This window comes from Pseudarthrobacter oxydans, assembly GCF_034258515.1.
GTDB lineage: Bacteria > Actinomycetota > Actinomycetes > Actinomycetales > Micrococcaceae > Arthrobacter.
The window spans coordinates 456,847-483,745 of the sequence record NZ_CP139438.1 but is presented as its reverse complement, the minus strand read 5'-3'; the positions used below and the strand labels follow the sequence as shown (position 1 = coordinate 483,745).

Below are 26,899 nucleotides of genomic sequence, written 5' to 3'. Positions count from 1 at the left end.
AGGGGCCATCACGCAGGCTTGCGCGCCCGGGTGCCCGTCGCCTTGCTGGCGGACGCCTTGGCGGCGGGTTTTTCGGCGGACTTGGCCGCTGTCGACTTGGCGGCGGCGGATTTTGCCGTGCCGGACTTGGCCGTGCCGGATTTGTCTGCGCCGGACTGCGTTCCCGTGGACTTTGCTGCCGCGGACCTCGCCGTGGTGCCGGTCTTTTCGGCACTGGTCTTAGCCGCGGTAGACCGCTTGCGCGCCGGTTTGGCGGCTGCTTCGTCTTCGCCGGCTTCGCTGCCGGAGTCCCCGCCGGCTTCGCCACCCGCCCGTCCTGCCGCGGCATCGGACCCGCCGCCCCGTTTCCGGTCCAGGCTTCGCTTCAGCGCCTCCATCAGGTCGATGACTTCACCCTTGCTGCCCTCGCCGGCCTCCACGCCGAAGGTTTCCTCGGTGTCCAGCGATTCACCCTGCTCCAGCTTGGCCTCAATAAGCTGGCGGAGCTGGACCTGGTAGTCGTCCGTGAAGGAAGCGGGATCGAAATCGGCCGCCATGGACTCCACCAGGGCCGCGGACATATCGCGCTCCTGCGGGGAGATCTTGACGGATGCATCAAGGGAAGGGAATTTCGCTTCCCGCACCTCGTCCGGCCACAGGAGGGACTGGAGCACCAGGACATCGTCCTTGATCCGCAAAGCGCCCAGCCGGGTCTTCTCCCGCAGCGCGAACTGGACAATGGCCACCCTGTCCGTGTCTTCCAGCGCACTGCGCAGCAGCACGTAGGCCTTGGGAGACTTGGAGTCCGGCTCAAGGTAGTAGCTCTTCTCGAACATCATGGGCTCAAGCTGCTCGGACGGGACGAACTGCACCACTTCGATCTCATGGTTGTTCTCCGCCGGAATGGCCTTGAGTTCGTCCTTGGACAGGACCACCGTCCGGCCGTCCTCCTCGTAGGCCTTCTCGATGTCCGAATAATCGATGACCTGGCTGCAGACCTCGCACCGCCGCTGGTAGCGGATCCGGCCGCCGTCGGCGTTGTGGACCTGGTGCAGACTGATGTCATGATCCTCAGTGGCGCTGTAGACCTTCACGGGCACGTTGACCAGGCCGAACGCGATGGCACCTTTCCAGATGGCTCTCATTCCTCAAGTGAACATCACGCAACGCCGGAGGTGAAGCCCCGTGCCCGCCGCTAAGGAGCGTGTCAGGGTGGCAGGGCGGGAACTGACCCTCACCAACCTGGACAAGATCATCTATCCGGAGACGGGCACCACCAAGGCGGACGTCCTGGCCTACTACGCCGCTGTGGCCCACGTCCTGATCCCGGCGGCGTACAACAGGCCGGCCACCAGGAAGCGTTGGGTGAACGGCGTCGGGACCGCCGATAAGCCCGGCGAGGTGTTCTTCCAGAAGAACCTTGAGGACTCGGCTCCGGGCTGGCTCCCCCGGGCAGCCATCACCCACAAGGACCGCACCATCTACTACCCGATGGTCAACGACCCCGCCACCCTTACCTGGTTCGGGCAGATCAATTCCCTGGAAATCCACGTTCCGCAGTGGCAGGTGGACTCCCACGGCAACCAACTGAACCCCGACCGGCTGGTCCTGGACCTGGACCCCGGCGAAGGCGCCGGCCTGGAGGCGTGCGTTGAAGTAGCCCTCCTGGCGCGCGCCATCCTCCAGGACGTGGGCCTGGACCCCGTCCCAGTGACCAGCGGCAGCAAGGGCATCCACCTGTACGCCGCCCTGGACCGGAGCCAGACCTCTGACCAGGTCTCCGGCTTCGCCCGCGAACTTGCCAGGGCCCTTGAGGCCGACCACCCGGTCCTGGCCGTCAGCGACATGAAAAAGACCCTGCGCAAGGGCAAGGTCCTGGTGGACTGGAGCCAGAACAATGCAGCCAAGACGACTATCGTGCCGTACTCGCTGCGTGGCCGCCCCACCCCCATGGTGGCTGCGCCCCGGACCTGGGAGGAGCTCGGCTCCCCCGGCCTCAGCCACCTGGACCATAAGGCGGTGATCCGGCGCGTGCAGGAAGGCAAGGACCCGTTCGCCGCCGTCGATAACGCCGGCAACGACCCCCGGCTGGAGAAGTACCGCTCCATGCGTGATCCCGGGAAGACTCCGGAACCCTTCACGGGCACGGCCGGCAGGGGGAATACCTTTGTGATCCAGGAGCACCACGCCAGCCGCCTGCACTATGACTTCCGCCTGGAGCATGAAGGAGTGCTGGTGTCCTGGGCACTGCCGAAGGGGGTGCCTGAGTCCGGCGGCAAGAACCACCTGGCAGTGCAGACCGAGGACCATCCCCTGGACTACGCGGGCTTCGAGGGGACTATTCCCAAAGGGGAATACGGCGCCGGCGAGGTAACCATCTGGGACCACGGGACGTATGAGCTGGACAAGTGGATCAACGGCAGGGAAGTCATTGCCACCCTCACCGGTTCGGAAGGAGGAGGGCTGGGCGGGACCAGGAAGTTCGCGCTTATCCACACAGGGCGGGGGCAGGGAAGGGATTCCGAGGGCCAGTGGCTTATCCACCTCATGGAGCCCGGGCGGCCTGGCGGACGACGGCGGCACGCACCGCCGCGGGAAGGACAGGAGGAGGCACGGGATAAAGACGTTGCGGTGCGGCCCGGGGACTACAGGCCCATGATGGCCACCTCCGGAGACGCCGCCGACCTGCAGGGCAGCAACTGGCAGTTCGAACTCAAGTGGGACGGGGTCCGCGCCATCCTCGTGGGAGACGAAAGGACGGTACGGATATTCAGCCGCAACGGCAACGATGTCACCAGCACCTACCCCGAGCTCGTGGACCGGGCCTGCTGGCCGGCCCGGCCGTTCGTTGCCGATGGTGAGATCGTGGCCATCGGCGCGGCGGGAAGGCCCGACTTCGGGCTCCTGCAGGGAAGGATGAAGCTCACCCGGCCCGCCGACGTCGCACGGGCCCGGGTTGCCATTCCCGTGCAGCTGATGCTTTTCGACCTGCTGCACGACGACGGAACGGACCTCCGGAGGCTGCCGCTCGCCGAGCGCCGGCAACGGCTGGAGGACTTCTTCACCGCATCGGGCTGCCCCGCGGGGCTTTCTCCGGTCCTCGAGGACCGGGTGGACCACATCCTGGAGAGTGCCCGGGAGCTGGGCCTCGAAGGGGTGATGGCCAAGCGGACCGACAGCCGGTACGTGAGCGGGCAGCGGACCCGTACCTGGATCAAGCTGAAGGTGGAACAGACGCAGGAGGTTGTGGTGGGCGGCTGGCGCCCGGGCAAAGGCGGGCGGGAAGACACCGTGGGCTCACTGCTGGTGGGCATTCCGGACGGGACGAAGCTGCAGTACGCGGGGCGGGTGGGCAGCGGTTTCAGCGGGAGGGAACTTGCCGAACTGCGGCAAACCGTGGAACGGCTGGCCCGGAAGACTTCGCCGTTCCTGGACGTTCCGCGCCCGGATGCCGCCGACGCGCATTGGATTGCCCCCGAACTTGTCGGCGAAGTGACCTACAGCGAGTGGACGGGAACCGGGAGGCTGCGGCATCCCGTGTGGCGGGGCTGGCGGCTGGACAAGGACCCGGCGGAGGTTGTGCGCGAAGGCTGAGCCGGCCGGCCACTCGCAGAGAAGGCCAGATTGATCCGGGACACGCAAAAGGCCTGGCGCACCGGATTTCGGTGTCGCCAGGCCATGTACGCGTTGCCAGGCAGGATGCGCGTCCTAAAGTGTCCGGGGCCTAGGACGAGTGCGGCATCTGCGGCCGGCTGGTGCGGTGGATCGCCGTCACTGCGGCTCCCTGCCCTATCCGGCCGTGGCCCGCATCCCGCTCTTTCGGGTGCCGGCGCTTTCCGTATCCATCCGGCCAGGTGCGCTGCCCGGTTCCCCCCAGGGGGGCAAGGGGCGCTTCGGCACCCGGCATGTCCGGAGTGTCCATTGCCGCGGCGAGGTGGTCCGCAACCTCCGGATTGATGGGGAATTCACGCTTTTCGTCAGCCATTTGTTCTTCCCTTCCACAGATGAAGTGCTATCGAGAGTGGCCAAAACCGGGCCCCGGCAAAAACTTTCGAAGCGGCCCGCGGTGGCTTGGCCGCAGGCGTCCCCTACCTGAAAGAAAGTGTTTCCATGGAACCACCTTAGGGACGCACACGGCACCTGTGAACCCCCTCCGCCTGGGCCGGCAAAAGTGCCCCTGGACCGCGGCCCGGTGTGCGCCCGGCAGGTCCGGCCCGGCGTGGTCCCGGTCACTTTCAGCGCCATCTTGGGACAGATTCACGGGGGTGTGGCGCATAAAACGAAAAAGATTGGGTAACGATGGGCCTGGGCCCGCCGCATGCCAGTGATGGCGCGGGAAAAGCCGGGAAAAGAATTCGGGTAAACGTGCCGGATACGGCTGCCAAACGGGTGATCCTACGGCATAAACCACGCAGGCGCTACGGCATTCGCGTAAAATTGAAGGCCTGCCCGGAGCGGCGCAGCTACAAGTCGCAAGCAAATGACCTCCACAGGAGTTGCCCAAATGCCCACAGACCGAAGCACGACAGACTCTTCCGCAGGCGTCAACAGCGCCTCTGGAACCAACCCAGCTACACCCCCTGGCGCCCCGTCGTCGGCTCTTACCAAAAGCCCGCGCAAGCCTAAGCTGCTCGCGCGGCGCCGGCTCAAGGAATCGGACGTCAACGTCGTCAACCAGCCCATGCTGAAGAAAGCCCTCGGCGGCACCATCGTGGGCAACACCATGGAATGGTACGACGTCGGCGTGTTCGGCTACCTCATCACCACCATGGGTCCGGTCTTCCTGCCGGAGTCGGACCCCACCACCCAGACGCTGTTCCTGCTGGGCACCTTCGCCGCCACGTTCATTGCCCGCCCCCTGGGCGGCGTGATCTTCGGCTGGATGGGCGACAAGATGGGCCGGCAGAAGATCCTCGCCGCCACGCTGATGCTGATGGCAGCGAGCACGTTCGCCATCGGCCTCCTGCCCGGCTACGCCCAGATCGGGCTGTGGGCTGCAGGGCTGCTGGTGCTGCTGAAGATCGTCCAGGGCTTCTCCACCGGCGGTGAATACGCCGGTGCCACCACGTTCGTCAGCGAATACGCCCCGGACAAGCGCCGCGGGTTCTTCGCCAGCTTCCTGGACCTGGGCAGCTACATGGGCTTCGCCATCGGGGCCGCCCTGGTCTCGGTCCTGCAGCTGACGCTCGGCCAGGCAGCCATGGAGGAGTGGGGCTGGCGTATTCCGTTCCTGGTGGCCGGGCCCCTGGGCCTGATCGCGGTCTACTTCCGGAGCAAGATCGAGGAGTCCCCCCAGTTCCAGGCCACCCTGGATGCCCAGGAGGATCTCGCGAAGCATGCGGCGTCATCCGACCAGGCAACGGCGAAGGGCCCGGTGGGCATCGTCAAGGCCTACTGGCGCTCCATCATTGTTGCCATGATCCTGGTGGCCGCAGCAAACACCGCCGGCTACGCGCTGACGTCCTACATGCCCACCTACCTCACGGAGTCCAAGGGTTACGATCCGGTGCACGGCACCCTCCTGACCATCCCCGTGCTGGTGGTCATGAGCCTCTGCATTCCGCTGACCGGAAAGTTGTCGGACCGAATCGGCCGCCGGCCCGTCCTGTGGATCGGCGCAGTCAGCACAGTGGTCCTGGCCACTCCGGCTTTCCTGCTGATCGGCATCGGCGAGATCTGGTCCACCCTGGCCGGCCTGGCGCTGATCGCATTCCCGGTGACGTTCTACGTCGCCAACCTGGCCTCCGCCCTCCCGGCGCAGTTCCCCACCTCCAGCCGGTACGGGGCGATGGGCATCGCGTACAACTTCTCGGTGGCCATTTTCGGCGGCACCACTCCGTTCATCGTGGCAGCCCTCATCAGCGCCACAGGCAACGACATGATGCCCGCGTACTACCTGATGGGAACCTCCCTGGTGGGTGCCGTGGCCATCTACTTCCTCAAGGAGTCGGCCCAGCGCCCGCTGCCAGGGTCCATGCCCAGCGTGGATACCCAGGCCGAGGCACGCGAACTGGTTGCCACGCAGGACGAGAACCCGCTGCTCAACCTGGACGAACTCCCGTTCGAGACCCAGGACATCACCGATGCGCGCGACGCCGATGCACGCGAGGCCGACAAGGTTCCTGCCGGCGCCTAGTCGCACTCCGGCGGAACCGGTCCTGCCGGTCCGGAGCCCCGTCTTGCGGCCCAAGCCCAGAAGGCCCGCCCTCGTGTTTCCTTGGAGGAAGCACGAAGGGGCGGGCCTTTGGCGTACCGGCCGGAATGACGTTCCGAGTCCTGCGCCGGGCAGTGGAAATGACGGGCCCTGCCCCACGGTGATAACTTCCAAAAGGCCGTACTGGAACAGCAAGAGGTGATAAGTCATGGAACGCGTCCTCGTGCAGGTGCGCGCGCTCCATCGGCTGGAACCGGCCAACAATGACCATTTGGCGGCGTTGCGCGTTGCCCTCAGCGTTGCGGTTCCGTCACTCCTGCTCCTGGCCACAGGTCGTTCAGACCTCATGATTTATGCCGTCTTTGGTGCCCTGATCGGCATGTACGGGCGCTCAGAGCCGCACCAGCTCCGGCTCCGACACCAGTCCCAGGCCGCCGTCGTCCTGCTGGGCGGTGTGGCGGTGGGCGTGTTCCTGTCCGTCAACCATCTCCACTCATGGTGGCTCGTGGGAGTGGAGGCTGTCCTCGCCGGCGTCGGATCCCTCTTCGCGGACCGCGTGCGGCTCAAGCCCAACGGACCGTTCTTTGGGATCCTCGCGCTGGGAGCCTGCGCCTCAGTGCCCACTGTGGTTCCGTGGCAGGTGGCCATGCTGATCGCCGCAGGGTCTGCCGCGTTCTCCATGCTGGTGGGCTTCGGCGGCTGGATCCGCCGCAGGTCCTGGCAGCGCGGCGCCGTCCGGGCTGCTCCGGCCATGAGCCCCGCCGGGCACCGGGAGATGCTCGTGCATGCCTCCCGGTACGTCCTGGCAGTGGGTGCAGCCGGCACTGTGGGCGTCCTGACGGGCAGCGGGCATCCGCACTGGGCCATGGCCGCGGCTGCGGTGCCGCTGGCCGGGGCCGACCTTCCGAGCAGCGTCCGGCGGGGCATCCACCGGATCGTGGGGACGTTCGTGGGACTGGGGGTCACCGCCGCCGCCATTCTTCCGGTGCCATGGTCCTTGGCGGGCCTGTTCCCGGGCCGGCAGGCCGTGGTGCTGGCGCTCCTGGTGATCCTCTTCCAGTTCACCACCGAGCTGTTCATGACCCGCCACTACGGCCTGGCCATGGTTTCCTTCACGCCGGTCATTTTGCTGATGACCCAGCTCGCAGCCCCCGCCGACCCGGCGGTCCTGATCCTGGAGCGCGCTGTGGAGACCATGGTGGGGGCGCTGGTGGGAATCGGCGTGGTGGTGGCTGTCCGGCGGGCGGGGTCGCGCTCGCCGTCAGCATTACTCGGGTTTCCGTCCCTGTTTCGGCTTCCGCGGCGGCCCCGCCATTAGCTTTGCCGGCGCCACCCGGGCAACGGCCGCCACCACCTTGTACCTCTTGGAGGGGATGGACACCGCCTTGCCCCGGGCATTGTCCGCCAGGCCTTCCCGCACCACCCGCTCGGCATGCAGCCAGGCCCAGGACGGCGCCACCGATTTGTCCATGCCCATCCGGTCGTGGAACTCCGTGTGGGTGAAGCCCGGGCACACCGCGGTGACCTTGATGCCCTGTTTGCCGTAGGCCAGGTTTGCCCAGCGGCTGAAACTCACCAGCCAGGCCTTCGCCGCGGAGTAGGTGCCCCGCGGCAGGAAAGCGGCGATGCTGGCCACGTTGATGATCCGGCCCTCGCCCCGCTCCAGCATGCCTTTGAGCGCGGCATGGGTAAGCTCCATGGCGGTTTCCCCGTGCAGCTTGAGGTGTTTCTTCTCCTCCGAGATGTGGTTGTCCTCGAAGTTGTGCAGCAGGCCGATTCCGGCGTTGTTGACAAGGATCCCCACCGGACGCCGCGCATCGGACAGGCGTTCGACGACGGCGGCCACGCCGGCGTCGTCCGTCAGGTCTGCGGGAAGCACCTCGGCAGTGGTTCCGTAGCGCCGTTCCAGGCCCGCCGCTGCTTCCTCGAGGCGGGCCCGGTTCCGCGCAACCAGCACCAGGTTGCAGCCCTGGGCGGCCAGCTGGCGCGCGAACTCGGACCCCAGCCCCGCGCTGGCCCCCGTGACGAGGGCTGTTGTCCCGGAAAGATCCTGCTGGGGGTGCGGCGTGGTCATGCTGCAAGCCTAGCGAGGCGCCGATCTCCCGTCCCGGTCCACTGTCCGTGTGGTACCAGGCGTGGTCCTCAGGCGAACCTCGCCAGCGGATTGGCCAGGCGTCCTGCCATCTGCAGCCCGCCGGACGGGTCTGCCAGGTCCAGCATCTGCTGGTTGTTGCGCAGCTGCAGCCGGTTCAGGCAGGACAGCTCGAAGTCGGCGGCAAAGAGGTCATGCCGGGCGAACTGGCCGGCAAGTTCCGGATGCTGCCCCTGGTAGTCCTTGACCGCAGCGGCGGCAATCCGCCAGAAGTCGTCCTGGCCCAGTCTTCCGTCCCCGTCCAGGAGCGCGGCCAGGAAACGGAAAATGCAGTCAAAGATGTCCGTGAAGACGGCCAGCACCTTCTGGCCGTCCGGGATCTCCGCCCGGATCCGGGATACATCCTCCGGCAGGTCCAGCCGGTCCCCCATCACCACGATTTCCTCGGCGATGTCCTTCATGACGGCCCTGACGGGTACGCCGTTTTCGAACACCAGGATCACGTTCTCGCCGTGCGGCATGAACGCCATCTCATACCGGAAGAGGCAATGAACCAGTGGAACCAGGTAGGCCTCGAAATACCGCCGCAGCCAGTCCCCTGCCGGCAGGCCGGAGCGCTCGATGAGCGCCGAAACCATGGGCCTGCCGCTCGCGTCAACGTGCAGGAGCGAGGCCATGGTGGCCAGCTGCTGCCCGTCCTGCAGCAGCGGCAGGGGGCTTTCGCGCCATAGGGCGGAGAGCATCTTCCGGTACGGCGAACCGCCCGCAGCGCCTGCCTCGTAGTAGCCGTTGTGGTAGCCGATGGCGGCGACCTCGCCGATCATGGTGAACCCGCGGCGCTGAAGTGCATCGTCCGCCTCGATCAGGTTCCGCAGCCAGTCGTTGATGGCCGGGGTGGCCTTCATGTACTCCGGCGACAGCCCGCGCATGAAGCCCATGTTCAGCACGGACATGGCCGTCTTGACGTAGTGGCGGACGGGGTCGCTGGTGTTGAAGAAGGTCCGGATCGACTGCTGCGCCTGGTAGCTGTCCGTCCCGGCGCCCAGGTGGACGATGCGCTGCCGGGCGATCTCCGCCGCGAACGTGACCGTGAGCTTGTTCTCCCACTGCCAGGGATGTACCGGCATGAGGAAGTACTGGTCCGGATCGAGATCCTGCAGCTGCAGTTCAGCGGTGAAGGTGCCCAGCAGGGATCCGAGCTCGGCCTGCAGGTGCGCCCGGTACTCCAGCCCTTCCGATGCAGTGAAGACGGCGCGGGTGCGGTGCACGGCGATCCACTCCAGCTGCACCGGGGCGCCCGTTTCCGGTGCGAAGGCGTGGTAGTCGCTGATGCCGAAGCCCAGGCGGCCGTTATTGGCAACAAAGCAGGGGTGGCCCTCGGTCATGCTGCGCTCAATGGCCTGGAAGTCGGCCGCCGGGTCCTCGCCGCCGGTGATCCCTGCCGCGAGTTCAGCCGCCGTCGGCTGGCCGGCCCACTGCTTGTAGGCGTGGCTCGCCAGGGTGCTGCCGACCTCCTCGAGGTAGACGGGGAGCATATGGAGGTTGATGCCCAGCATTCCGTGGAACCCGGTGATGAACTCCAGCACGTCCAGCGGCGCCTCGGTGCCGCCCCGGAAGTGCCGGATGGAGCCGGGATCGATGGCCCAGTGGTCCATGCTTAGGATCCGGGCGCTGAACTGGTACTCGGAGGTGCCGTCATCGCTGCGGACCCGGTAGCGGCCGCGCCCGTCCGCCCCGGCCCCGCCAGGCTTACCTCCCACCGGTTCCGGGGTGAGGATCCGTTCGTGGGAGAACTCGGCGAGTGCCTTGCGGAGCAGGTGCCGGTTGGCGTTGTCCCACCTTTCGCCGGTGAGATGCGGTACACGGCCGGGATGCGGTGCAGGGCCGGCGGAGGGCTGCCCGGGGGTGGTTGTGGCGGCGGGATCGAGATCGATAGTCATAGTGGTGCTCCCTGGGTTACGGGCGGAAGGGCGGGCAGAAGGGACGTTCGGGCGGCCAGGTAATCGTCTCGGCTGCAGAAACTCAGCAGCGCGTCCTTGTCCGGAAGGGTGACCGCCCCTGCGGGCTGGAAGCCCAGGCGTTGATTCAGGGCGTGGATCCTGGTGTTCCGGATATCCGGCTCCACCACAATGCGGTCCACTCCCGGCGTGCTGAAGAGTCGTGCCAGGACGGCGTCCATCACCGCGGCGGTGTAGCCGCGCACGGGTGCGGCCGACGGCGGGGCCACCAGCAGGTGCATCCCCACGTCCCCGGGAAGGACGGGGTACACAGCGGCCAGCGGCGAGGACGCGGGACGGTACTCCTCCATCAGGAAGGCGGGGACGCCGCCGTCGAGCCCCAGCACCGCGTGGTGGTGGCCGCTCGCTTGGATGTTCCTGTATTCCTGCACCACGTCCTCCACGCTGGCGGACAGCATGCCCCAGAACGAGGCGTAGGGCCGGGTCACCCAGCTGTGAAGGAGCGGCGCGTCGGCTTCGGCGTCGAGGCAGCGGAAGGTGAATGTCATGCCGGCACCGGTCCGCAATCCAGCGGAGAGCCAACCGCAGCCGGCGGCCCGAACTGCTGGAACGCAATGCTGCGCTCCACGGGGTACACCTCGCGGCCGGTCATTTCGCGCAGGATGCAGGAGTTGCGGTAGGCGCCCATGCCCAGGTCCGGGGTGGCGAACCCGTGGGTGTGCAGCTCGGCATTCTGGACGAAGATCTCGCCGGGTTGGACCCCGGTACTGTAGTTCCGGTCCACGGCGAACCTGCCCGCGCTGTCCCGGTCGATGCGGTCCCGGATGCCGGCGAGGAAACCTGGTTCCTGGTAGCCGTAGCCGGTGGCCAGCACCACCGCTTCGCTGTCCAGCGTGTAGGACGTGCCCTGCTCCGCATGTTCCAGGTGCAGGGTGTGGGTCCCGGCCCCGGGGTTCCAGTAGGCAGCGGTCAGGCTCGAGTGGGTCAGCAGCCGGGTGTCCACCATTCCGGAGATGCTCTTGGTGTAGAGCAGGTCGTAGATGGCGTCGATCAGGTCCGAATTGATGCCTTTGTAGAGGTTTTTCTGGGCCTTATTCAGGTAATCGCGCTGGTGCTGCGGGAGGGCGTGGAAGTAGTCCACGTACTCGGGCGAAGTCATCTCAAGCGTCAGCTTGGTGTATTCAAGCGGGAAGAACCTGCCGGAGCGGGTCACCCAGTTCAGCTGGTACCCGTGGGCGTCCGATTCCTGGAGCAGTTCGTAGTAGATCTCGGCGGCGCTCTGGCCGCTGCCCAGGATGGTGATGCTGCGCTGCTGCTGCAGTTCTGCCTTCCGCGCCAGGTAGTCGGCGGTGTGGAGGACCACTCCCCCGGCTCCCGCACGTGAATCGGCCACGATCCCTGCCGCAGCCCCGGGCACGTCCGGGGAGGTGCCCGTGCCCAGCACCAGCCGCCGCGCCAGCAGCACCTCAGGCCCTCCCGGACCGGAGACGGAAAGCCGGTACACGCCGTCGTCGTACGTTACATCCAGCACAGCTGTGCCAAATCGGACGCCGGGCAACTGCCCGGCCACCCACTGGCAGTACTGGTTGTACTCCGCCCGCAGCGGGTAGAAATTCTCCCGGATGTAGAACCGGTAGAGCCTGCCGGCCTGCTTGAGGAAGTTCAGGAACGAGTATGGCGAGGTGGGATCGGCCAGGGTGACGAGGTCGGCCATGAAGGGCACTTGCAGGTGGGCGGGCGCCAGCATCATCCCGGGGTGCCAGTCAAAGGATTCCCTGCGTTCCAGGAAGATGCCGTCCAGCCCTTCCACCGGTTCAGCCAGCGCCGCGAGGCCCAGGTTGAAGGGCCCGACGCCGACCGCGGCGAAGTCGTAGATCCTGCGCCTGCCTGCCTTTTGGGTGGCGGTGGTGCTCATGCGGTCGCCTCGCTGCGCAGCAGCCCGGCGCCCGTGCGGCGCAGGAAGTTGATGATGCCGGAAATGTCCTCCAGCGTGGCCTCGGCGTTGAGGAGCGTGAACTTCAGGTAGTGCCGGCCGCCCACCGTGGTTCCGGCAACCACCGCTTCCCCGGAGGCGAAGACCGCCGCCCGGATGGCCGGGTTGAGGGCATCCGCCGCGTCCTCGCTGATCCGGTCGCCGCTGTCCAGGCGGGGCCGGTACCTGAAAACCAGGGTGCTGAGCCGGGGCGGGGCGGCGAGTTCGAAGGCGTCGTCGGCGGCGAGGAGCTTGCCCACGCGTGCGGCGAGGTCGATGGCTTCGTCGAACAGGGCGCCGATGGCGTCCGCGCCCATGATGCGCAGGGTGAGCCACAGCTTCAGGGCGTCGAACCGGCGGGTGGTCTGGATGCTCTTGTCCACCTGGTTGGGGATGGCTGCCAGCGCTGCGCTGTGCGGGTTCAGGTAGTCCGCATAGTAGGTGACGTGGCGCAGCATGGTCCGTTCGCGCACCAGCAGGGCGCTGGAGCTGACCGGCTGGAAGAAGGTTTTGTGGAAGTCGACGGTGACCGAGTCGGCAAGCCCTGTGCCGTCAAGGAGGTGCCGGTAGCGGCCGGAGACAATGAGGCCGCCGCCGTAGGCAGCGTCCACGTGGAACCATGCCCCGTAGGCCCGGGCCAGTGCGGCGAGCTCCGGGAGCGGATCGACAGCGCCGAAGTCCGTGGTGCCCGCGGTGGCCACCACCGCCATCGGGGTCAAACCGGCGTCCCATGCGCCGGCCATGGCCTCGGCGAGGGCGGCAGGATCCATCCGGTGGTCCGGCGTGCAGGGGACGGTGACGACGGCGTCGAACCCCAGGCCCAGCATTGATGACGACTTCTGGATACTGAAGTGGCTGTCCTCGGACGTGAAGATCCGCAGCGTGTCCAGCAGCGCCGGAAGCCGGAGCCCGGCGCGGGCAGGGTCCTGCCGCAGGCCGGCAACGGCGTGGTTGCGGGCGATCAGCAGGGCCTGCAGGTTGGACTGGCTGCCGCCGGAGGTGAAGATGCCGTCCGCGGCGTCACCAAGGTCCAGCCTTTTTGCGGTCCAGTCAATAAGCCGGCGTTCGATCATGGTGGCGCCTGCACTCTGGTCCCACGTGTCCATGGAGGAGTTCACCGCGGACAGGACCGCTTCGCCCACCAGCGCCGGGATGACCACGGGGCAGTTGAGGTGGGCGGCGTACCTGGCGTCGTGGAAGTACACGGCATCGCGCAGGTACACATCCTCGAGTTCCTGGAGGGCGGCGGCCGTGTCCGGCAGGGGTCTTTCGAGGTCCACGGCGCCTACGCGGGCCTCCAGTTCGGAGGGTCCGACGCCGGTGAACGGCCGGGCGGTCCGCTCAAGTTTCGTGGCAACGGCCGTTACGCCCTGCAGCACCTGGGCCACATACCGCGGCGAGTTGCGTGCGTTGAGGAGGTGGTTGCTGGCCGCCAGCGCGAGTTCCACACGCGAGCCGAAGTCCCTGCCGCCAGGTTCCTGAACTGGGGTCTGATGGTTTGGCCGGTCATGGTTTGGCCGGTCATGGCTCGTCGCTCCGTTGGTGTTGGGCGGATCATCCATTTCCAGCTCGTCAAGGCGGGGCAGCAGCGGCACTGGTTTTCCTTCGGTCGGCATTACATCGAACAAAGGCAAGCCTTACTTAGGTAAACCTTTTAATCAAACTTTTGTGATGTATTTAGCGAAGGAGTCGTGAAACTGCCCTGCGCGGGCCCTTTTCGGCGTCATTGACTGGCAGCCGGGGCAGTCCTGCTGCAAAATAACCGGCCGGCCGGAAGCGGGCAAGATGCACTGAGGGCGCAAGCGTCAATTTGGCGAACAATTAGTAAGCATGCTTTGCTTATGGGGTAAATGAACCTCCGCAAGCAGTTCGCGGCGGGGCTGCCAACGCCGGCAGCTTCGTGAAAGAAGCCCAAGGATGAACATCATGACCAGCGTTATTGAAGACCAGCTTACGGTGCCCGGGGAGCCTGACGCAGGAGCAGAATCTTCTTTGGGCGTCACCCGGCCCGCGGATATGGGCTTGCTGGTCACACTCAATTCACGGATGCACTGCCGCGCCCCGATGCAGCTGGTGGACCCGGAGGCACTCCCTGTTCGGATGCCCGTTTATGTGGACGGAACCTCGGTGGTCCCGGTGGGCATGGGCCTGGGAGCTGCTTCGGAGCACGTGGAGACGTACCGCTGTGCCTGCGGCTTCACCATCGACGTCCCGGTCCTCGCCGAACACGCACTCGCCAGCTGACTGCTGGGAAACGCCCCTCGGCGGGCTCCCCGACGGCGCTGGATCGGCTGGTCCCCCTCAGCCGTCCGGCTCAAGTGTTCAGGAGCGGATCAGCTGTCCGGCCAATCCACGTATTGCTCGTACCCCTCGTGCTTACGAAGGTAGCCGGCGATGAACGGGCAATGCGGAATGATCCGCTTTCCTGACGCCACCACGTCGTCGAGCGCAAAGTGGGCCAGGACACGTCCCAGTCCCTGCCCTTCGAATTCCTCGCCGGTCTCCGTGTGGGAGAAGTCTATGTGGCCCGGCAGGTCCCGGTAGAAGGACTGGACGGCGAGGACATCACCCACGTGAAGCTCATAACGGTGCTGCGCATCGTTGCGCCGCACAGAGACGTCGGGGGCGAACTTATCCTCGCTGGACATCGTGTTCTCGGTCATGGTTCGACACTGGCACTACTTCACTCCGCTGGCAATGCCTCCGCCCCGGTGTCCTGCCCGGCCGGAAGGAGTCCGGTGCGTTGGAGCCAGGACTGGATGTCAGCTCCCGCTTCGCGGACGGTGGTTCCGAGCCCGCTCTCAGTTGTTCCGGCGACGCCATGACGGGCATGCAGCCCGGCGAAACCGCCCGGTCCGCGATTCCTCCGGCCAAGTAGTTTGGCTAGCGGGAAGTTTGGCTAGCGGGACATTTCCGTTGCCGTGGGAGCGGATCCGGTCCGCAGCGGGCGCCGCACCCCGTGAAGCAGCACCAGTGCCAGGAGGAAGCAGGCTGCCCCGGCCCCCAGCAATCCCAGCGTCAGCCCGTTGATTGCGGCTCCTACCGCGGCGGGGGTGAAGACCACCACGACGGCGGCCGCCACCGCCATGGCGGGCGGACGGCGGCCCTGAAGTGCCGCCGTCGGCCGATCCTCCAGGCGGCCGAACGCCGCCACCGCCGGAAGCAGCAGCAGGAGCAGTGACAGCAGGACCACGGGGCGCGACCACCACCACTCCGCGGTTCCGGCGGCGGGCTTGGGGACGGAGGTGAGGAGGAGCAGGCCTGACATTGCCACCAGCAGGGGAAGGTGCCACAGGTACACGGTCAGCGAACGGCCGCCCGCCACCCGAAGCAGCGTCCGTACCCATCCGAGGGAGCAGAGCGGAACCAGCGCAGGCCGGGCAAGTTCGATCAGGGCGGCCTGCGAAATACCCAGGAGGAAGAGGGTCAGGTTCGGCGGGTTGAGGTTCACCAGCATGTTCCCGGAGTACAGGCCCAGGGCAGCGACGAGGCCGAGCAGGAGGTTCGCGGCGAGGATGAGCGCCAGCAGGCCGGACTTGGAGAGCCTGGCGAAGCGGCCGTCGGCGGCCAGGAACCCCAGCTGCTGCACCGCACACCAGAGGAATACCAGGTTGGCATATGCGAGCAAGGGCAGCGTTCCGCGAAGGCAGTCCACGGCCACCACGAGGGCAGCAAGGACCCCAATTGCCAGCCAGGGGCTCCGCCCATGGAAGGCGGCCAGGAGCGGAATGGAAAGCTGCGCCGCCAGGTACGCCGCGAGGAACCAGAGCGGCATCCCGGCCCCGGCTGCCATCAGCTCCACCACCTGCGGATGCACGCCAAGCAGCCCGGCCATCCAGAGCCCAAGGAACATTACCGCCAGCAGGGCAGCGGCGGGGCGCACCATCCGCAGGAGCCGTGCCTGGAGGAACTCAGCGGCGGTGCCGCCCCCGGCCTTGAGCCGTTGCCAGGACTGCAGGCCCGTGGTGCCGCCGGCAACAAAAAACAGCGGCATGACCATGAACACCCAGATCACGGGTTCAAACCAGTCCTGCTCGGCCAGGGTGTTGTGGGTAGTGACCGTTCCGTCCGGATGCAGTACGGGGCTACCCATCATGGAGTGGCCGACCACCACCAGTGCCAGGCAAAAGAACCGGACGAGGTCTAGCACCTCGTCGCGGGTGCCCGCCGGACCGGGCTGCGAAGATGTCCCCTGCTCCTGTGCGCCGCCCATGTTCATTCCTTTGCGGTAACTGCTCGTTACAGCTCCATTGTGCGCCCGGAAGCAGGCTCAGGTTAAGGGTGAGCTTGAGGAGGGCACCAGGATCACAAAAAGGAGGGAGGCCAGGATCATGGTTGATCCCGGCCTCCCTCCCCTGCGGAAATCTCAGCGCGTGAGCGTCGCCAGCGTGGTGGTTGCGAAGTCGCGGGCGGAGCTGTTCCAGTGGCCCAGGAGCGCCTGCAGGTTCTCGCCGTCGGCGCGGTGGCCCGGTAGCTGCTCCTCCAGTGTGGCCAGGACGCCGGTGCGGAGCTCCGTGTTGAAATTGACCTTGCCAACGTTCATGGAGGCCGCCTTCACCAGCTCCTCCGCCGGGATTCCGGAAGCGCCGTGCAGGACCAGCGGAAGGTGCGTGCGCACCGCAATGTCCTGCAGCACGTCCCAGCGCAGCTGCGGCTCGCCCTTGTATTTACCGTGGACGTTTCCGACGGCGACAGCCAGCAGTTCCGCGCCGGTACGGGCCACAAAGTCCTCCACCAGGGCGGAGTCGGTGAGGCCGGCCACGGCGACGCCGGACTGGTCCGCGCTGAAGGCGCGGTCCTCGTCGCCGGCGAGCCCGCCAAGCTCGGCTTCAAGTACCACGTCCGGCCCCAGCAGCGCACGGGCCGCCCGGACCAGCGCAATGTTGTCCTCGTAAGGGAGGGAGGAACCGTCGGCGAGGACGGAATCCGCCCCTGCCGCAACGGCGTCGGCCATCACCCGAAGGTCCGTTGCGTGGTCAAGCTGCACCGCCACCGGGACGGACGCAGCGTCAGCGAGGCCACGGAGGGCACCGACGAGGCGCAGGCCGTTCGACGTGGCGGCAGTCTTCGGGGCCACCAGCAGGATGACGCCGCGGCCGGATTCCTCCGCCGCTGCCACCACGGCCAGCGCCGTCGTGAAGTCGTAGCAGGTGAAGGCCGGGATGGCGGAACCCTGCTGGAGGGCGGCGGTCACCAGGCGGTCGAGTCGGGTACGCATCAGACGCCCAGGCCTCCCACCAGGATCCAGGCCATGAAGGTCAGGACGAAGCCGGCCAGGCCCAGGATGGTGGTCAGGACGGTCCATGTCTTCAGGCCGTCCGAAACAGTGAGTCCGTAGTAGCGCACCACGGTCCAGAACCCGGCGTCGGTGACATGGGACAGGCCGAGCGAACCGAAGCCGATGGCGATGACGATCACGGCGATCTGGGCCGGGGTGTAGCCGCCTTCCATCACGGCGGACGTCAGCAGGCCGGTGGTGGTCACGATGGCAACGGTGGCCGAACCCTGCGCAGCGCGAAGGGCCAGGGAGATGACGAAGCCAAGGGCGATGACGGGCAGGCCCAGGTGGTCCAGGGTCTGGGAGAGGGCGGCGCCGATCCCGGAGGTGCGGAGGACTTCACCGAACACGCCGCCGGCGGCAACCACCATCAGGATGGAGGCGATGGGGGGCAGGGCGCCCTCGAAGATTTCGCCGGTTTCCTTCAGCGACCAGTTGCGGCGGACGGCCAGCAGGAAGAAGGACAGCGCAACGGCCACCAGCAGCGCGAAGAACGGGTTGCCGATGAACGCGGCCAGGCCGTACCAGGAGTTGTCCTTGGGGATGGAGAGGGTGCCCAGGGTGCCAAGGAGGATCTGCACAATCGGGGCGGCGATGAGGAAGATGATCAGGCCGGGACGGGGCGGGGCAACAGCCATGGCGCCGGGGCCGTCGTGGCCTACCTTGACCAGCGAGTCGGAGCCGAATTCTTCAACCTGTGCCTTGACGGACGGGAGGAGCTCGTACTCCTTGCGGTTCATGATGCTGGCAACCCAGTAGGACAGGAAGCCCAGGGGAATGCAGATGGCCAGGGAGATCAGGGTGATGAGTCCGATGTCGGCACCGAAGACGCCGGCACCTGCCACGATGCCGGGGTGCGGCGGAACGGCCACGTGGATGGCGAGCATGATGCCGGCCATGGGCAGGCCGAACTTGACCGGGTGCACCTTGGCGATCTTGGCGAAGGCGTAGACGATGGGGACCAGCACAATGACGCCGACTTCGAAGAAGACCGGAATGGCCACCAGGAAGCCGACGGCGGTGAGGGCCACGGCAACCCGCTTGGCGCCGAGCTTTGCGGTGAAGTGGGCAGCGAGGGACTGGACGCCGCCGGACACCTCGATCATGCGGCCCAGGACGGCGCCGAGTGCGATCAGCAATGCCACCTTGCCCATGGTGCTGCCGACACCGTTGGCGACAACGGTGAAGACGTCCTTGAGCGGGATCTGGGCAGCGACGGCAACCAGGATGCTGACGGTGAGCAGGGCAACGAAGGCCTGGATCTTGAAGCGGATGATCATGACCAGCAGCACGGCAATGCCGAGGGCTGCGATGGTCAGGAGCAGCGGAGTGCCAAGCTCCACTGCGGGTTTGATGGCTGGAGTTTCAGCCGCCCGCGCGATCAGCGGGTGCATCAGGTGGTTCATTTCGGGGTGTCTCCTTTGACAGGCCGGTCTTCCGGAAGACCGGCCATCAGGCGCTGGTTGAGGAAAGTGGCTACGCGGTGCGCCTTGTGGGCGCAACGACCTTGATGACGGCGGAGTCGTCGGCGGCGGCGAGGCCCTGGGCCTGGCCCAGCAGGTAGAGCTGCTCGGCAGCAGCCGCAACCGGAGCTGCCAGGCCGGCGGCACGGGTGGCCTTGCCCACGATGCCCATGTCCTTGACGAAGATGTCCAGGCGGGAGAGGACCTCGGCGCCTTCCTCGTTGTAGGCCTCAAGGATGCGCGGCCCGCGGTTGGACAGCATGAACGAGCCCGCGGCGCCGGCCTCGAGGGCGGCGAGGGTCTTGGCCTGGTCCAGTCCGAGGGCGTCGGCGAGGGCCATGGCTTCGGCCGCTGCGGCGATGTGCACGCCGCAGAGGAGCTGGTTGACGGTTTTGAGGGCCTGTCCGTCGCCGGGCTTGTCGCCCACAACGGTCAGGGTGGAAGCCAGCAGGTCCAGCGCGGGGGCTGCCTTTTCGCGGGCTTCGGGGGAAGCGCCGACGACGATCAGCAGGTCGCCCTCGCCGGCGCGCTTGGGGCCTCCGGACAGCGGTGCGTCAACGAGGTCCACGCCGTATTCGGCGAGCTTGGCCACCGTGGCGGGGATGGCTTCGGTGCCCACGGTGCTGCCAAGGATGACGACGGCGCCGGGCTCAAGCACGGAGGCCACGCCGTTCTCGCCGAAGAGGACGTCGTTGAGCTGCTCGCCGTTGCGGACGGCCAGGAGCACGGCGTCGGCACCCTTGGCGGCTTCGCGGGCAGAGGCGAAGGTGGCGATGCCGGCTTCTTCGGCGAGCTTCAGGCGCGGTTCGGCGATGTCGAAGCCGTGGACTGTCAGCTGGGACGCGAGGCGGGTGGCCATGGGCAGGCCCATGGCGCCGAGGCCCAGGACTGTGACGGTGTAGTTGCTGGTCATGGTGTTCTCCATTGAATGTGTGCGGGATCTGGAGCCGGTGGGGGTTAGAAGGTGTTGCTGAGCTTGCGGGTGACGTCGGCCAGTGACTGGTCGTCGCCCACGTTGCCGGCGAAGACGATGTACGGGATGCCCTTGGCGGGGCCGTCCACCGGTTCCCAGAGCGAGACGATGCCGGGAAGCATGGGGCCGCGGACAATGGCGTGCCGGATTTCCAGGCCGTGGGCGGCCACGTCGGAGGAGGTGATTCCGCCCTTGGCGATGACGAACCGCGGCGGGAAGGTCTTCAGTGTCCGGTTCACCACGGCGACGACGGCGGCGGACACGGTGCGTGCGATCCGCAGGCTTTCGGCCGGGTCGTCTGTCTTGATGAGCAGGCGGCTGGTGTGGACGATGACGTCCCCGCCGCGGAGGGCCTCGACGACGGCGTCCACCGTCTGGTCCAAGTGGCTGGCGGATTCCGGGCCGAGGAGCTTTTCGACGTCGATCTCCACGATGCGTGCGGCGCTGTGCTGCTCCGTCAGGGCCTTGAGCTGGCGGGTGGTGACGCCGACGTGGGAGCCGACGACGATCAGGCCGCCTGCTACCGACGGGGTGTTTCCGGCGTAGGCTTCCGCGCCGGTGAGTTCGGCGCGGATTTCCTGGCCGATCCGGGCACGGCCGAAGGGAGGGCCTACGCGGTAAAGGAGCTTCTTGCCGCGCCGTTCGGCTTCTTCCAGGCCGAGGGACAGGGCACGGAGGTCGTTTTCGGTCACGATGTCCGCCACGATGGGGGTGGAATCGGTGGCCCGTTCGATTGCGTCGGCGATGGCGTTGGCAGAGATGGCAGGGTCCTGGGCTGCCGCGCCGGCGCGGATGATGTTCAGATCCAGGACGATGACCGTGTCCGCGGCGAAGCGGCCCTTGGACTTCTCTTCGACGTAGTCAGCCATTACGGAGGTGGAAAAGCCGAAGGTGGCGTCCTTGGCGAACTCTGTTTCGGACACAGGGATGAGGGTGCCGGCCGCGTCTGCGGTGCCGCGCATGTAATGGACGCCGCCGATGGTGACCCGCCCGGCGTCGGGGAAGGCTGGAACCAGCACAACGCCGTCGGTTTTTTCCCCGCTGACGTCCGATACTGTGGCGGCGATGACGTCCGGCTCCAGGGGGTAGTGGCCGCGGAGGGTGGAATCGCTGCGGCTGACGAAGCCAAGGCGCAGTTCTTCCGGGGAACCCGCTGCTGCGAGGGCATTGCGGACCACCTCCTCATTGCGGGCGGCAGCCTCGGCAGGGTCCAGGCTGCGGGTGTTCGTGAGGACGTAGACGGCAGGCTTCGACTGGCTGAAAGCCCAAATGAAGTCTTCCACGTCCCAGCGGGTGAGCACGGGCAGGTCTGCCACGGACTGCGTTCCGGTGGGGTCGTCGTCGAGCACGACCAGGACACGCGGGGTCTCCGCGTTGGAGGCAGCCAGGATGCTGGCTACCAGTTCGGCGGGAATCCGGACCTCGGCCGGATACGCGGCCAGGACGTCTGTTTCAAGCGTCACAGTGCACTCCGTTGTGTATGGATCCTCTGACGGATCCTGATGTAAAAGACAGGTGTAAGATGTCAGACATCTTGCATTTGGTTTTTAGTGTGGCACAGGACATAACGACGCGCAAGTAGACTTGTCTGACATATCCAATGAGGGAATAACGGGGGCAGCATGGCGAGGCAATCACTGGTGGGCCAGGTGGCCGACGAGCTCCTGGACCGCATCATCGCCGGTGAGTTCCCGCCCGGCGCCACCGTCCCCGGCGAGCATGAGCTCAGCGCCCGGCATGAGGTCAGCCGGATGACGGTCCGCGAGGCCATGAAAACGCTCCAGGCGCAGCGGATCCTGAGCGTCGAGCGGGGCCGGGGCACGTTCGTGAACCCCCTCAACCGCTGGGCATCGCTGGAGGCCGTGCTGCGCGCCGCTTCCGAGGGCAAGAACGAGGCTGACGCTTCCATCCAGCTCATCGAACTGCGGCGCATGCTGGAAGCCGGCGCCTGTGAACTGGCGGCGGGAAGGATCAGCGACGCTGAGATCCAGGCCCTGTACAGCTATGTGGCGGCCATGCGTGCCGCCCACGAAGTCAATGACGTGGCCGCGTTCGTGGCCGCGGACCTGGCTTTCCACGACCTGATCCTGCATGCCTCGGAGAACGTCTTCGTGGCTGTGCTGTTCGAGCCGCTGCACCGGGTGCTGGAAAAGCGGCGCACTGAAACCTCGGCCGTCCGTGAGATCCAGGAGCATGCGATCCGGCACCACCAGAACATTGCCGAAGCGCTGGAGTCGCGGGATGCCACCCGTTCTCGGCAGGCCATGGACGCGCACATGCAGCAGACCCTGGACGACCTGAAGAACCTGGTGCTCGAGGCGAAGCAGGCCGCGGGTTCGTCCTGACGGCGGTGCGGAACATCGGATAAGGGCTGGTCAACGTTCTGGAAGTGCCACTAGTCTTCAAGGACCGCCCGCAACCGGGAGCACCGTTGATCACGAGGAGCGAAGTTGTCCAACCACACGTACAGCATTTCTGAAATCGTCGGCACGTCGGACCAGGGAGTGGACGACGCCGTCCGCAACGGGATCGCCAAGGCTTCCCAGACCCTCCGCAACCTTGACTGGTTCGAGGTCAAGGAGATCCGGGGCCACCTCGAAGAAGGCAAGATCGCCGACTGGCAGGTCACCATCAAGATCGGCTTCCGGCTGGAAGAGCACTAACTCCCGCCCAACTGACTCCCAGCAGACGTCGCGAAACCGTGTTTTGACGACGTCTGCTGCGAGTCAGTTGGCGTTTAAGCGGGCCTAGTTCGCCGAGACGGTGCCGGCCGAGCGGCGCCGCCAAACTGTTGGAATGCCGTCGAACGCGGGAAAAACCTGTCCTTCGAAGAAGGACAGGACGGTGTGCGGATCGTGGTCCGGGCTCCACAGGCCCGACGCCGGGCAGTGCGAACCGGTGGCGGTGGAGGGGGCGTCGGCGGCGGCAGCCTGGCGTTCCTTGAGCAGTGCGATGCGTTTCATCGTTGAGACCATCCTTGGTGGAGAAACCTTGCTCCTCCAGCCTAGGAAAAGTGCAATCTTTCCCCAATGGGCTCGTGGCCAGAAACACCCGCCTCAAATGGCCAAAAGTACAACGGCTCCGGCCGCCGTCACTCCCCGCTTTCCGCCGTGGACGGAGCGGTGTTGCGGTCGGATTCACGTTCGGCCGCCGGCTGGGGTGCTCCCAGGCTGCCGAGCAGTGCAAGGGCGTCGGCCGACGGCGAAGCGGCCCGGGCCGAATACACCCGAAGCGTCTGGTCGGGATCGTCCGGGAGGACAAGGTTTTCAAAGTTCAGTTCCAGGTCCCCGACGGCGGGGTGGTGCAGGCGCACGCTTCCTGCCGACCGGGTGGCCACCCGGTGCCCGGCCCACCATTGGCGGAAGTGCTCGCTATGGACAGCGAGTTCGCCCACCAGCTGGTTGGCCTGGGCATCGTTGGGGTGGCGGCCTACATCCAGCCTCAACGCTCCGGCCGCTTCCGCCGCCACGGTTTTCCAGTCACGGAAGAGCTCGCGGGCTGACGGGTCAAGAATGAGCCAGCGGGTCAGGTTGCGTTCGACAGCCGGCAGCGCGGGGAAATCCGCGAACAGCAGGAAGGCCATCCTGTTGCCGGCGAGGACGTCACTGCGCCGGCCCAGCACCATGGCCGGAACGTCGCCCATCGCCTCCAGGAGCTGCCGCAGCGCCGGACGGACAGCCTGGGCGGCCGTTGTGCTGGACCTCGCGGACCCGGCACAGTTTTCCAGCAGGTCCATCATGTGCGCATGCTCGCTGCCGTCCAGCCGCAAGGCCCTTGACACTGCCTCAAGGACCGTCCGCGACGGATGGATGTTCCGGCCCTGCTCCAGCCTGACGTAGTAGTCGGTACTCACCCCTGCCAGCCGGGCGACTTCTTCGCGACGGAGGCCGGGAACCCGGCGGGCACCGGAGGTGGGTCCCGCACCGGCGTCCTCAGGGCTCAGGCGGGACCGCATGGCTTTGAGGAATTTTCCGAACTCCGCGCTTTGACCCATGCAGACCATTGTGCCCGCCATGGTGGCTCTCTCCTACAACGAAGGTAGGACTGGGAGTCCTAGGAAAAACAGAATCAGGTTCCCCTGCTGACTTCCCGGCCAAAAGTGCATAGGCTCAAAAGCGAGCCAGCGGAAACCGCTTTCTCCCGTCGAGTCAACGGCACCCCACCCCCGCATGTTTCAAGGAGCCCCAATGTCAGAGCTGACACTGAACAACGGCGTCACCATCCCCCAGCTTGGTTTCGGCGTCTTCCAGGTACCGCCGGAGGACACGCAGCGGACCGTGGAGGACGCCTTCGAGGCCGGATACCGCCATATAGACACGGCCGCCGCCTACCGGAACGAGGCGGGCGTGGGTGCCGCGATCGCGGCTACCGGCATTCCGCGCGAGGACATCTTTGTAACCACCAAGCTTCGGAACGGCGAGCAGGACCGCGCGCAGGAAGCGTTCCAGAACAGCCGCAAAGCCTTGGGCCTCGACTACGTTGACCTCTACCTCATCCATTGGCCCGTCCCGTCGCAGGACTTGTACGTCCAGGCATGGAAGGAGATGGAACGGCTCTACGAGAACAACCAGATCCGCGCCATAGGCGTTTCCAACTTCCTCGCCGAGCACCTGGACACCCTGCTGGAGTCCTCGGAGATCGTCCCGGCCGTCAACCAGATCGAACTGCACCCCAGCTACCAGCAGGCAGACCTTGCGGCCAAGTGCCGGGGCCTTGGCATCGCCGTGGAGGCCTACAGCCCGCTGGGACAGGGCGGAGACCTGAACGGCAATGCGGTGACCGGCATCGCCAACGCCCACAATGCCACCCCGGCGCAGGTGGTGCTCGCCTGGCATCTGGCCGCGGGAAACATCGTGATTCCCAAGTCCAGCCAGGCCGCCCGGATCCGGGAGAACTTCGCTGCCTCCGCCCTCACCCTCTCCGACGAGGAGCTTGCCGCCATCAGCGCCCTTGAGTCCGGGGCCCGCATCGGCTCCGATCCCGCCGTCGCCGCCTTCACGCAGCTGTAGAACCACCAAACCCAAAGGATTCAGCCATGCAGTACACCCACCTGGGCCGCTCCGGCCTGAAAGTCTCCCGCCTTTGCCTCGGCACCATGAACTTCGGTCCGCAGACCGAGGAAGCGGACGCCCACTCCATCATGGACTCGGCCCGCGAGCAGGGCATCAACTTCTTCGACACTGCCAACGTCTATGGCGGCGCCGGCCACCGCGGCTGGACCGAAGAAATCATTGGCCGCTGGTTCGCCAAGGGCGGCGAGCGCCGCGAGCACACGGTCCTGGCCACCAAGCTTTACGGCACCATGACGGACCGCCCCAACGAGTCCAAGCTCTCCGCCCTGAACATCCGCCGCGCCCTCGACGCCAGCCTGAAGCGCCTGCAGACGGACTACATCGACGTCTATCAGTTTCACCACATCGACCGGGATACGCCGTGGGACGAAATCTGGCAGGCCATCGAGGTGGCGGTCCAGCAAGGGAAGATCCTCTACTCGGGCAGCAGCAACTTCGCCGGCTGGCATATTGCCCAGGCCCAGGAGGCGGCCAGGCGGCGCAACTACACCGGCCTGGTGAGCGAGCAGTCCATCTACAACCTGTTCATGCGCCAGGTGGAGCTGGAAGTGATCCCGGCGGCCCAGCAGTACGGGCTGGGGCTCATCCCCTGGTCGCCGCTGCAGGGCGGGCTCCTGGGCGGGGTGCTGAAGAAGGAGCGCGACGGCGTCCGGCGCACCGAGGGCCGCGCGGCCGAAACACTCAAGAAGCACGAAGACCAGATCCGGCAGTACGAGGATTTCGCCGATGAGCTGGGCCACGAGCCGGGCGACATCGCCCTTTCCTGGCTCCTGCACCAGCCTGCCGTCACGGCACCCATCGTGGGACCGCGCACCCAGGAACAGCTCGACGCCGCCGTCAGGGCATTGGACGTAACCCTGGACGCCGACACCCTCAAACGATTGGACGACATCTTCCCGGGGCACCGTACGGCGCCGGAAGACTACGCGTGGTGAACCCGTCCACCCCTGACGCCGGTACGGTGGCGCCGAGGAACATCCTGTTCCTCGGCGGCACCGGCGTCATCAGTGCGGCGGCCGCAGAACGCGCCGTCGCACTGGGGCACCGGCTGACCATCCTCAACCGGGGCCGGTCCACAGGGCCGGTTCCGGAAGGGGCTGAAACCCTCACCGCGGACGTGCGGGACGCCTCCGCGGTTCGTGACGCGCTGGGCGGGCGCGATTTCGATGCCGTCGCGGACTTCATCACGTACACCCCCGACCACGCCAAGGCCAGCCTGGACCTGTTCACAGGCCGCACCGGGCAGTACGTGTTCATCAGCTCCGCCTCTGCGTACCAAAAGCCGCCTACCCGGCTTCCAATCCGCGAGTCCACGCCCCTGAAGAACCCGTTCTGGCAGTACTCCCGGGACAAGATCGCCTGCGAGGAACTGTTCTACCAGGCCTACAGAGAGCAGGATTTCCCGCTCACCGTGGTGCGCCCTTCCCACACGTACGACCGCACCAAAATCGCCATGGTGGGCGGCTGGACGGACCTCCACCGGATGCGGGCGGGGCTGCCGGTCATGGTGCACGGGGACGGGACCTCGCTGTGGACCCTGACGCACAGCATGGACTTTGCCAAGGCTTTTGTGGGGCTGCTCGGCCTGCCGCAAGCGGTAGGCGAGAGCTACACCATCACATCCGACGAGTACCTGCCCTGGAACCAGATCTACCGGCTGTTCGCCCGTGCAGCCGGTGTTGCGGACCCGGAACTGGTCCACGTTGCCTCCGAAACCATCGCCGCCCACAGCCCGGAGCTGGGACCCAACCTCCTGGGCGACCGCTCCCACTCGGTGGTCTTCGACAACACCAAGATCAAGTCCCTGGTCCCCGGCTACTGCGCCACCATTCCCTTCGCCGACGGCGCACGCGAAATCGTGGACTGGCACGACGCGAACCCTGGCCTCCAGGTGGTGGACCGGGAATTCATGGACCTCAGTGACCGGTTGACCGGCTGGGCCAGGCGGGGTGCCTAAC

Annotated in this window: 24 protein-coding genes; 9 read left to right on the top strand and 15 right to left on the bottom strand. The window is 66.6% G+C overall.

Annotated elements, in window-relative coordinates:
- Positions 1–8: 8 nt before the first annotated feature.
- The gene (locus tag SMD14_RS02175) at positions 9–1,124 is read right to left on the bottom strand and encodes a Ku protein (RefSeq protein WP_321215161.1); all 1,116 of its coding nucleotides are present in this window, start codon (positions 1,122–1,124) and stop codon (positions 9–11) included.
- A gap of 40 nt (positions 1,125–1,164) precedes the next feature.
- Between SMD14_RS02175 and SMD14_RS02170 the strand changes: the two genes are divergently transcribed.
- The gene (locus SMD14_RS02170) at positions 1,165–3,573 is read left to right on the top strand and encodes an ATP-dependent DNA ligase (RefSeq protein WP_321215160.1); all 2,409 of its coding nucleotides are present in this window, start codon (positions 1,165–1,167) and stop codon (positions 3,571–3,573) included.
- Between the two features lie 130 nt (positions 3,574–3,703).
- Here SMD14_RS02170 and SMD14_RS02165 read toward each other — a convergent pair whose 3' ends face one another.
- The gene (locus tag SMD14_RS02165; RefSeq protein ID WP_157239545.1) at positions 3,704–3,964 is read right to left on the bottom strand and encodes a hypothetical protein; all 261 of its coding nucleotides are present in this window, start codon (positions 3,962–3,964) and stop codon (positions 3,704–3,706) included.
- Between the two features lie 519 nt (positions 3,965–4,483).
- Between SMD14_RS02165 and SMD14_RS02160 the strand changes: the two genes are divergently transcribed.
- Together SMD14_RS02160 and SMD14_RS02155 are read left to right on the top strand one after the other, a co-directional pair.
- Positions 4,484–6,115: an MFS transporter gene (locus SMD14_RS02160; RefSeq protein ID WP_157239547.1), complete on the top strand. Its 1,632-nt coding sequence runs from the start codon at positions 4,484–4,486 to the stop codon at positions 6,113–6,115.
- Positions 6,116–6,341: 226 nt separating this feature from the next.
- Complete coding sequence (locus SMD14_RS02155) at positions 6,342–7,451, top strand: FUSC family protein (protein WP_321215159.1); 1,110 nt, start codon at positions 6,342–6,344, stop codon at positions 7,449–7,451.
- Here the strand turns inward: SMD14_RS02155 and SMD14_RS02150 are convergent.
- The 5 genes from SMD14_RS02150 to SMD14_RS02130 form a co-directional block, all read right to left on the bottom strand.
- Entirely contained in the window at positions 7,401–8,207 is an 807-nt protein-coding gene (locus tag SMD14_RS02150) for an SDR family oxidoreductase (RefSeq protein ID WP_157239551.1), read from the bottom strand. The two genes, SMD14_RS02155 and SMD14_RS02150, sit on opposite strands and share 51 nt — an antisense overlap.
- A gap of 68 nt (positions 8,208–8,275) precedes the next feature.
- Positions 8,276–10,165, bottom strand: a complete 1,890-nt coding sequence (locus SMD14_RS02145; RefSeq protein WP_321215158.1) for an IucA/IucC family siderophore biosynthesis protein — start codon at positions 10,163–10,165, stop codon at positions 8,276–8,278.
- A complete protein-coding gene (locus SMD14_RS02140; RefSeq protein WP_321215157.1) occupies positions 10,162–10,731 on the bottom strand; it encodes a GNAT family N-acetyltransferase in 570 nt (189 codons plus the stop codon). The genes SMD14_RS02145 and SMD14_RS02140 overlap by 4 nt, the downstream gene beginning before the upstream one ends.
- Entirely contained in the window at positions 10,728–12,098 is a 1,371-nt protein-coding gene (locus SMD14_RS02135; RefSeq protein WP_321215156.1) for a lysine N(6)-hydroxylase/L-ornithine N(5)-oxygenase family protein, read from the bottom strand. The genes SMD14_RS02140 and SMD14_RS02135 overlap by 4 nt, the downstream gene beginning before the upstream one ends.
- Positions 12,095–13,750, bottom strand: a complete 1,656-nt coding sequence (locus SMD14_RS02130; protein WP_321215155.1) for an aspartate aminotransferase family protein — start codon at positions 13,748–13,750, stop codon at positions 12,095–12,097. The genes SMD14_RS02135 and SMD14_RS02130 overlap by 4 nt, the downstream gene beginning before the upstream one ends.
- A 331-nt stretch (positions 13,751–14,081) precedes the next feature.
- On the opposite strand from SMD14_RS02130, the gene SMD14_RS02125 reads away from it, so the two are divergent.
- Entirely contained in the window at positions 14,082–14,399 is a 318-nt protein-coding gene (locus tag SMD14_RS02125) for a hypothetical protein (protein WP_321215154.1), read from the top strand.
- A gap of 89 nt (positions 14,400–14,488) precedes the next feature.
- Here the strand turns inward: SMD14_RS02125 and SMD14_RS02120 are convergent, their stop codons facing one another.
- From SMD14_RS02120 to SMD14_RS02095, 6 genes are all read right to left on the bottom strand, one after another.
- Positions 14,489–14,818 (bottom strand): GNAT family N-acetyltransferase, encoded by a 330-nt coding sequence (locus tag SMD14_RS02120; RefSeq protein WP_157239560.1) that lies wholly within the window; start codon positions 14,816–14,818, stop codon positions 14,489–14,491.
- Between the two features lie 236 nt (positions 14,819–15,054).
- Positions 15,055–16,368 (bottom strand): acyltransferase, encoded by a 1,314-nt coding sequence (locus SMD14_RS02115; protein WP_321215153.1) that lies wholly within the window; start codon positions 16,366–16,368, stop codon positions 15,055–15,057.
- A gap of 153 nt (positions 16,369–16,521) precedes the next feature.
- On the bottom strand, positions 16,522–17,373 hold the full coding sequence (locus tag SMD14_RS02110) for a class II fructose-bisphosphate aldolase (protein ID WP_157239563.1): 852 nt from the start codon (positions 17,371–17,373) through the stop codon (positions 16,522–16,524).
- Positions 17,373–18,839: a GntP family transporter gene (locus SMD14_RS02105; RefSeq protein ID WP_321215152.1), complete on the bottom strand. Its 1,467-nt coding sequence runs from the start codon at positions 18,837–18,839 to the stop codon at positions 17,373–17,375. Before SMD14_RS02105 ends, SMD14_RS02110 begins: the two co-directional genes overlap by 1 nt.
- Positions 18,840–18,909: 70 nt before the next feature.
- Entirely contained in the window at positions 18,910–19,809 is a 900-nt protein-coding gene (locus SMD14_RS02100) for an NAD(P)-dependent oxidoreductase (protein ID WP_321215151.1), read from the bottom strand.
- 44 nt (positions 19,810–19,853) lie between these two features.
- A complete protein-coding gene (locus SMD14_RS02095; RefSeq protein ID WP_321215150.1) occupies positions 19,854–21,332 on the bottom strand; it encodes a four-carbon acid sugar kinase family protein in 1,479 nt (492 codons plus the stop codon).
- A gap of 159 nt (positions 21,333–21,491) precedes the next feature.
- Between SMD14_RS02095 and SMD14_RS02090 the strand changes: the two genes are divergently transcribed.
- Positions 21,492–22,214, top strand: a complete 723-nt coding sequence (locus tag SMD14_RS02090; protein ID WP_321215149.1) for a FadR/GntR family transcriptional regulator — start codon at positions 21,492–21,494, stop codon at positions 22,212–22,214.
- A 105-nt stretch (positions 22,215–22,319) separates the two neighbouring features.
- Positions 22,320–22,532, top strand: a complete 213-nt coding sequence (locus SMD14_RS02085) for a dodecin (RefSeq protein WP_139027623.1) — start codon at positions 22,320–22,322, stop codon at positions 22,530–22,532.
- A gap of 84 nt (positions 22,533–22,616) precedes the next feature.
- On the opposite strand, the gene SMD14_RS02080 is transcribed toward SMD14_RS02085, so the two are convergent.
- Positions 22,617–22,832 (bottom strand): hypothetical protein, encoded by a 216-nt coding sequence (locus SMD14_RS02080; protein WP_157239572.1) that lies wholly within the window; start codon positions 22,830–22,832, stop codon positions 22,617–22,619.
- Between the two features lie 128 nt (positions 22,833–22,960).
- The gene (locus SMD14_RS02075; RefSeq protein ID WP_321215148.1) at positions 22,961–23,863 is read right to left on the bottom strand and encodes a helix-turn-helix transcriptional regulator; all 903 of its coding nucleotides are present in this window, start codon (positions 23,861–23,863) and stop codon (positions 22,961–22,963) included.
- A gap of 193 nt (positions 23,864–24,056) precedes the next feature.
- On the opposite strand from SMD14_RS02075, the gene SMD14_RS02070 reads away from it, so the two are divergent.
- Genes SMD14_RS02070 through SMD14_RS02060 form a run of 3 tightly spaced genes read left to right on the top strand, consistent with a single transcriptional unit; the run spans position 24,057 to position 26,898 of the window.
- Positions 24,057–24,878 carry an aldo/keto reductase gene (locus tag SMD14_RS02070; protein ID WP_157239574.1) on the top strand — a complete coding sequence of 274 codons (822 nt, stop codon included), beginning with the start codon at positions 24,057–24,059 and terminating at the stop codon, positions 24,876–24,878.
- Between the two features lie 26 nt (positions 24,879–24,904).
- Positions 24,905–25,876, top strand: a complete 972-nt coding sequence (locus tag SMD14_RS02065) for an aldo/keto reductase (protein ID WP_157239576.1) — start codon at positions 24,905–24,907, stop codon at positions 25,874–25,876.
- On the top strand, positions 25,870–26,898 hold the full coding sequence (locus SMD14_RS02060; RefSeq protein WP_321215147.1) for an NAD-dependent epimerase/dehydratase family protein: 1,029 nt from the start codon (positions 25,870–25,872) through the stop codon (positions 26,896–26,898). The genes SMD14_RS02065 and SMD14_RS02060 overlap by 7 nt, the downstream gene beginning before the upstream one ends.
- Position 26,899 lies beyond the last annotated feature (1 nt).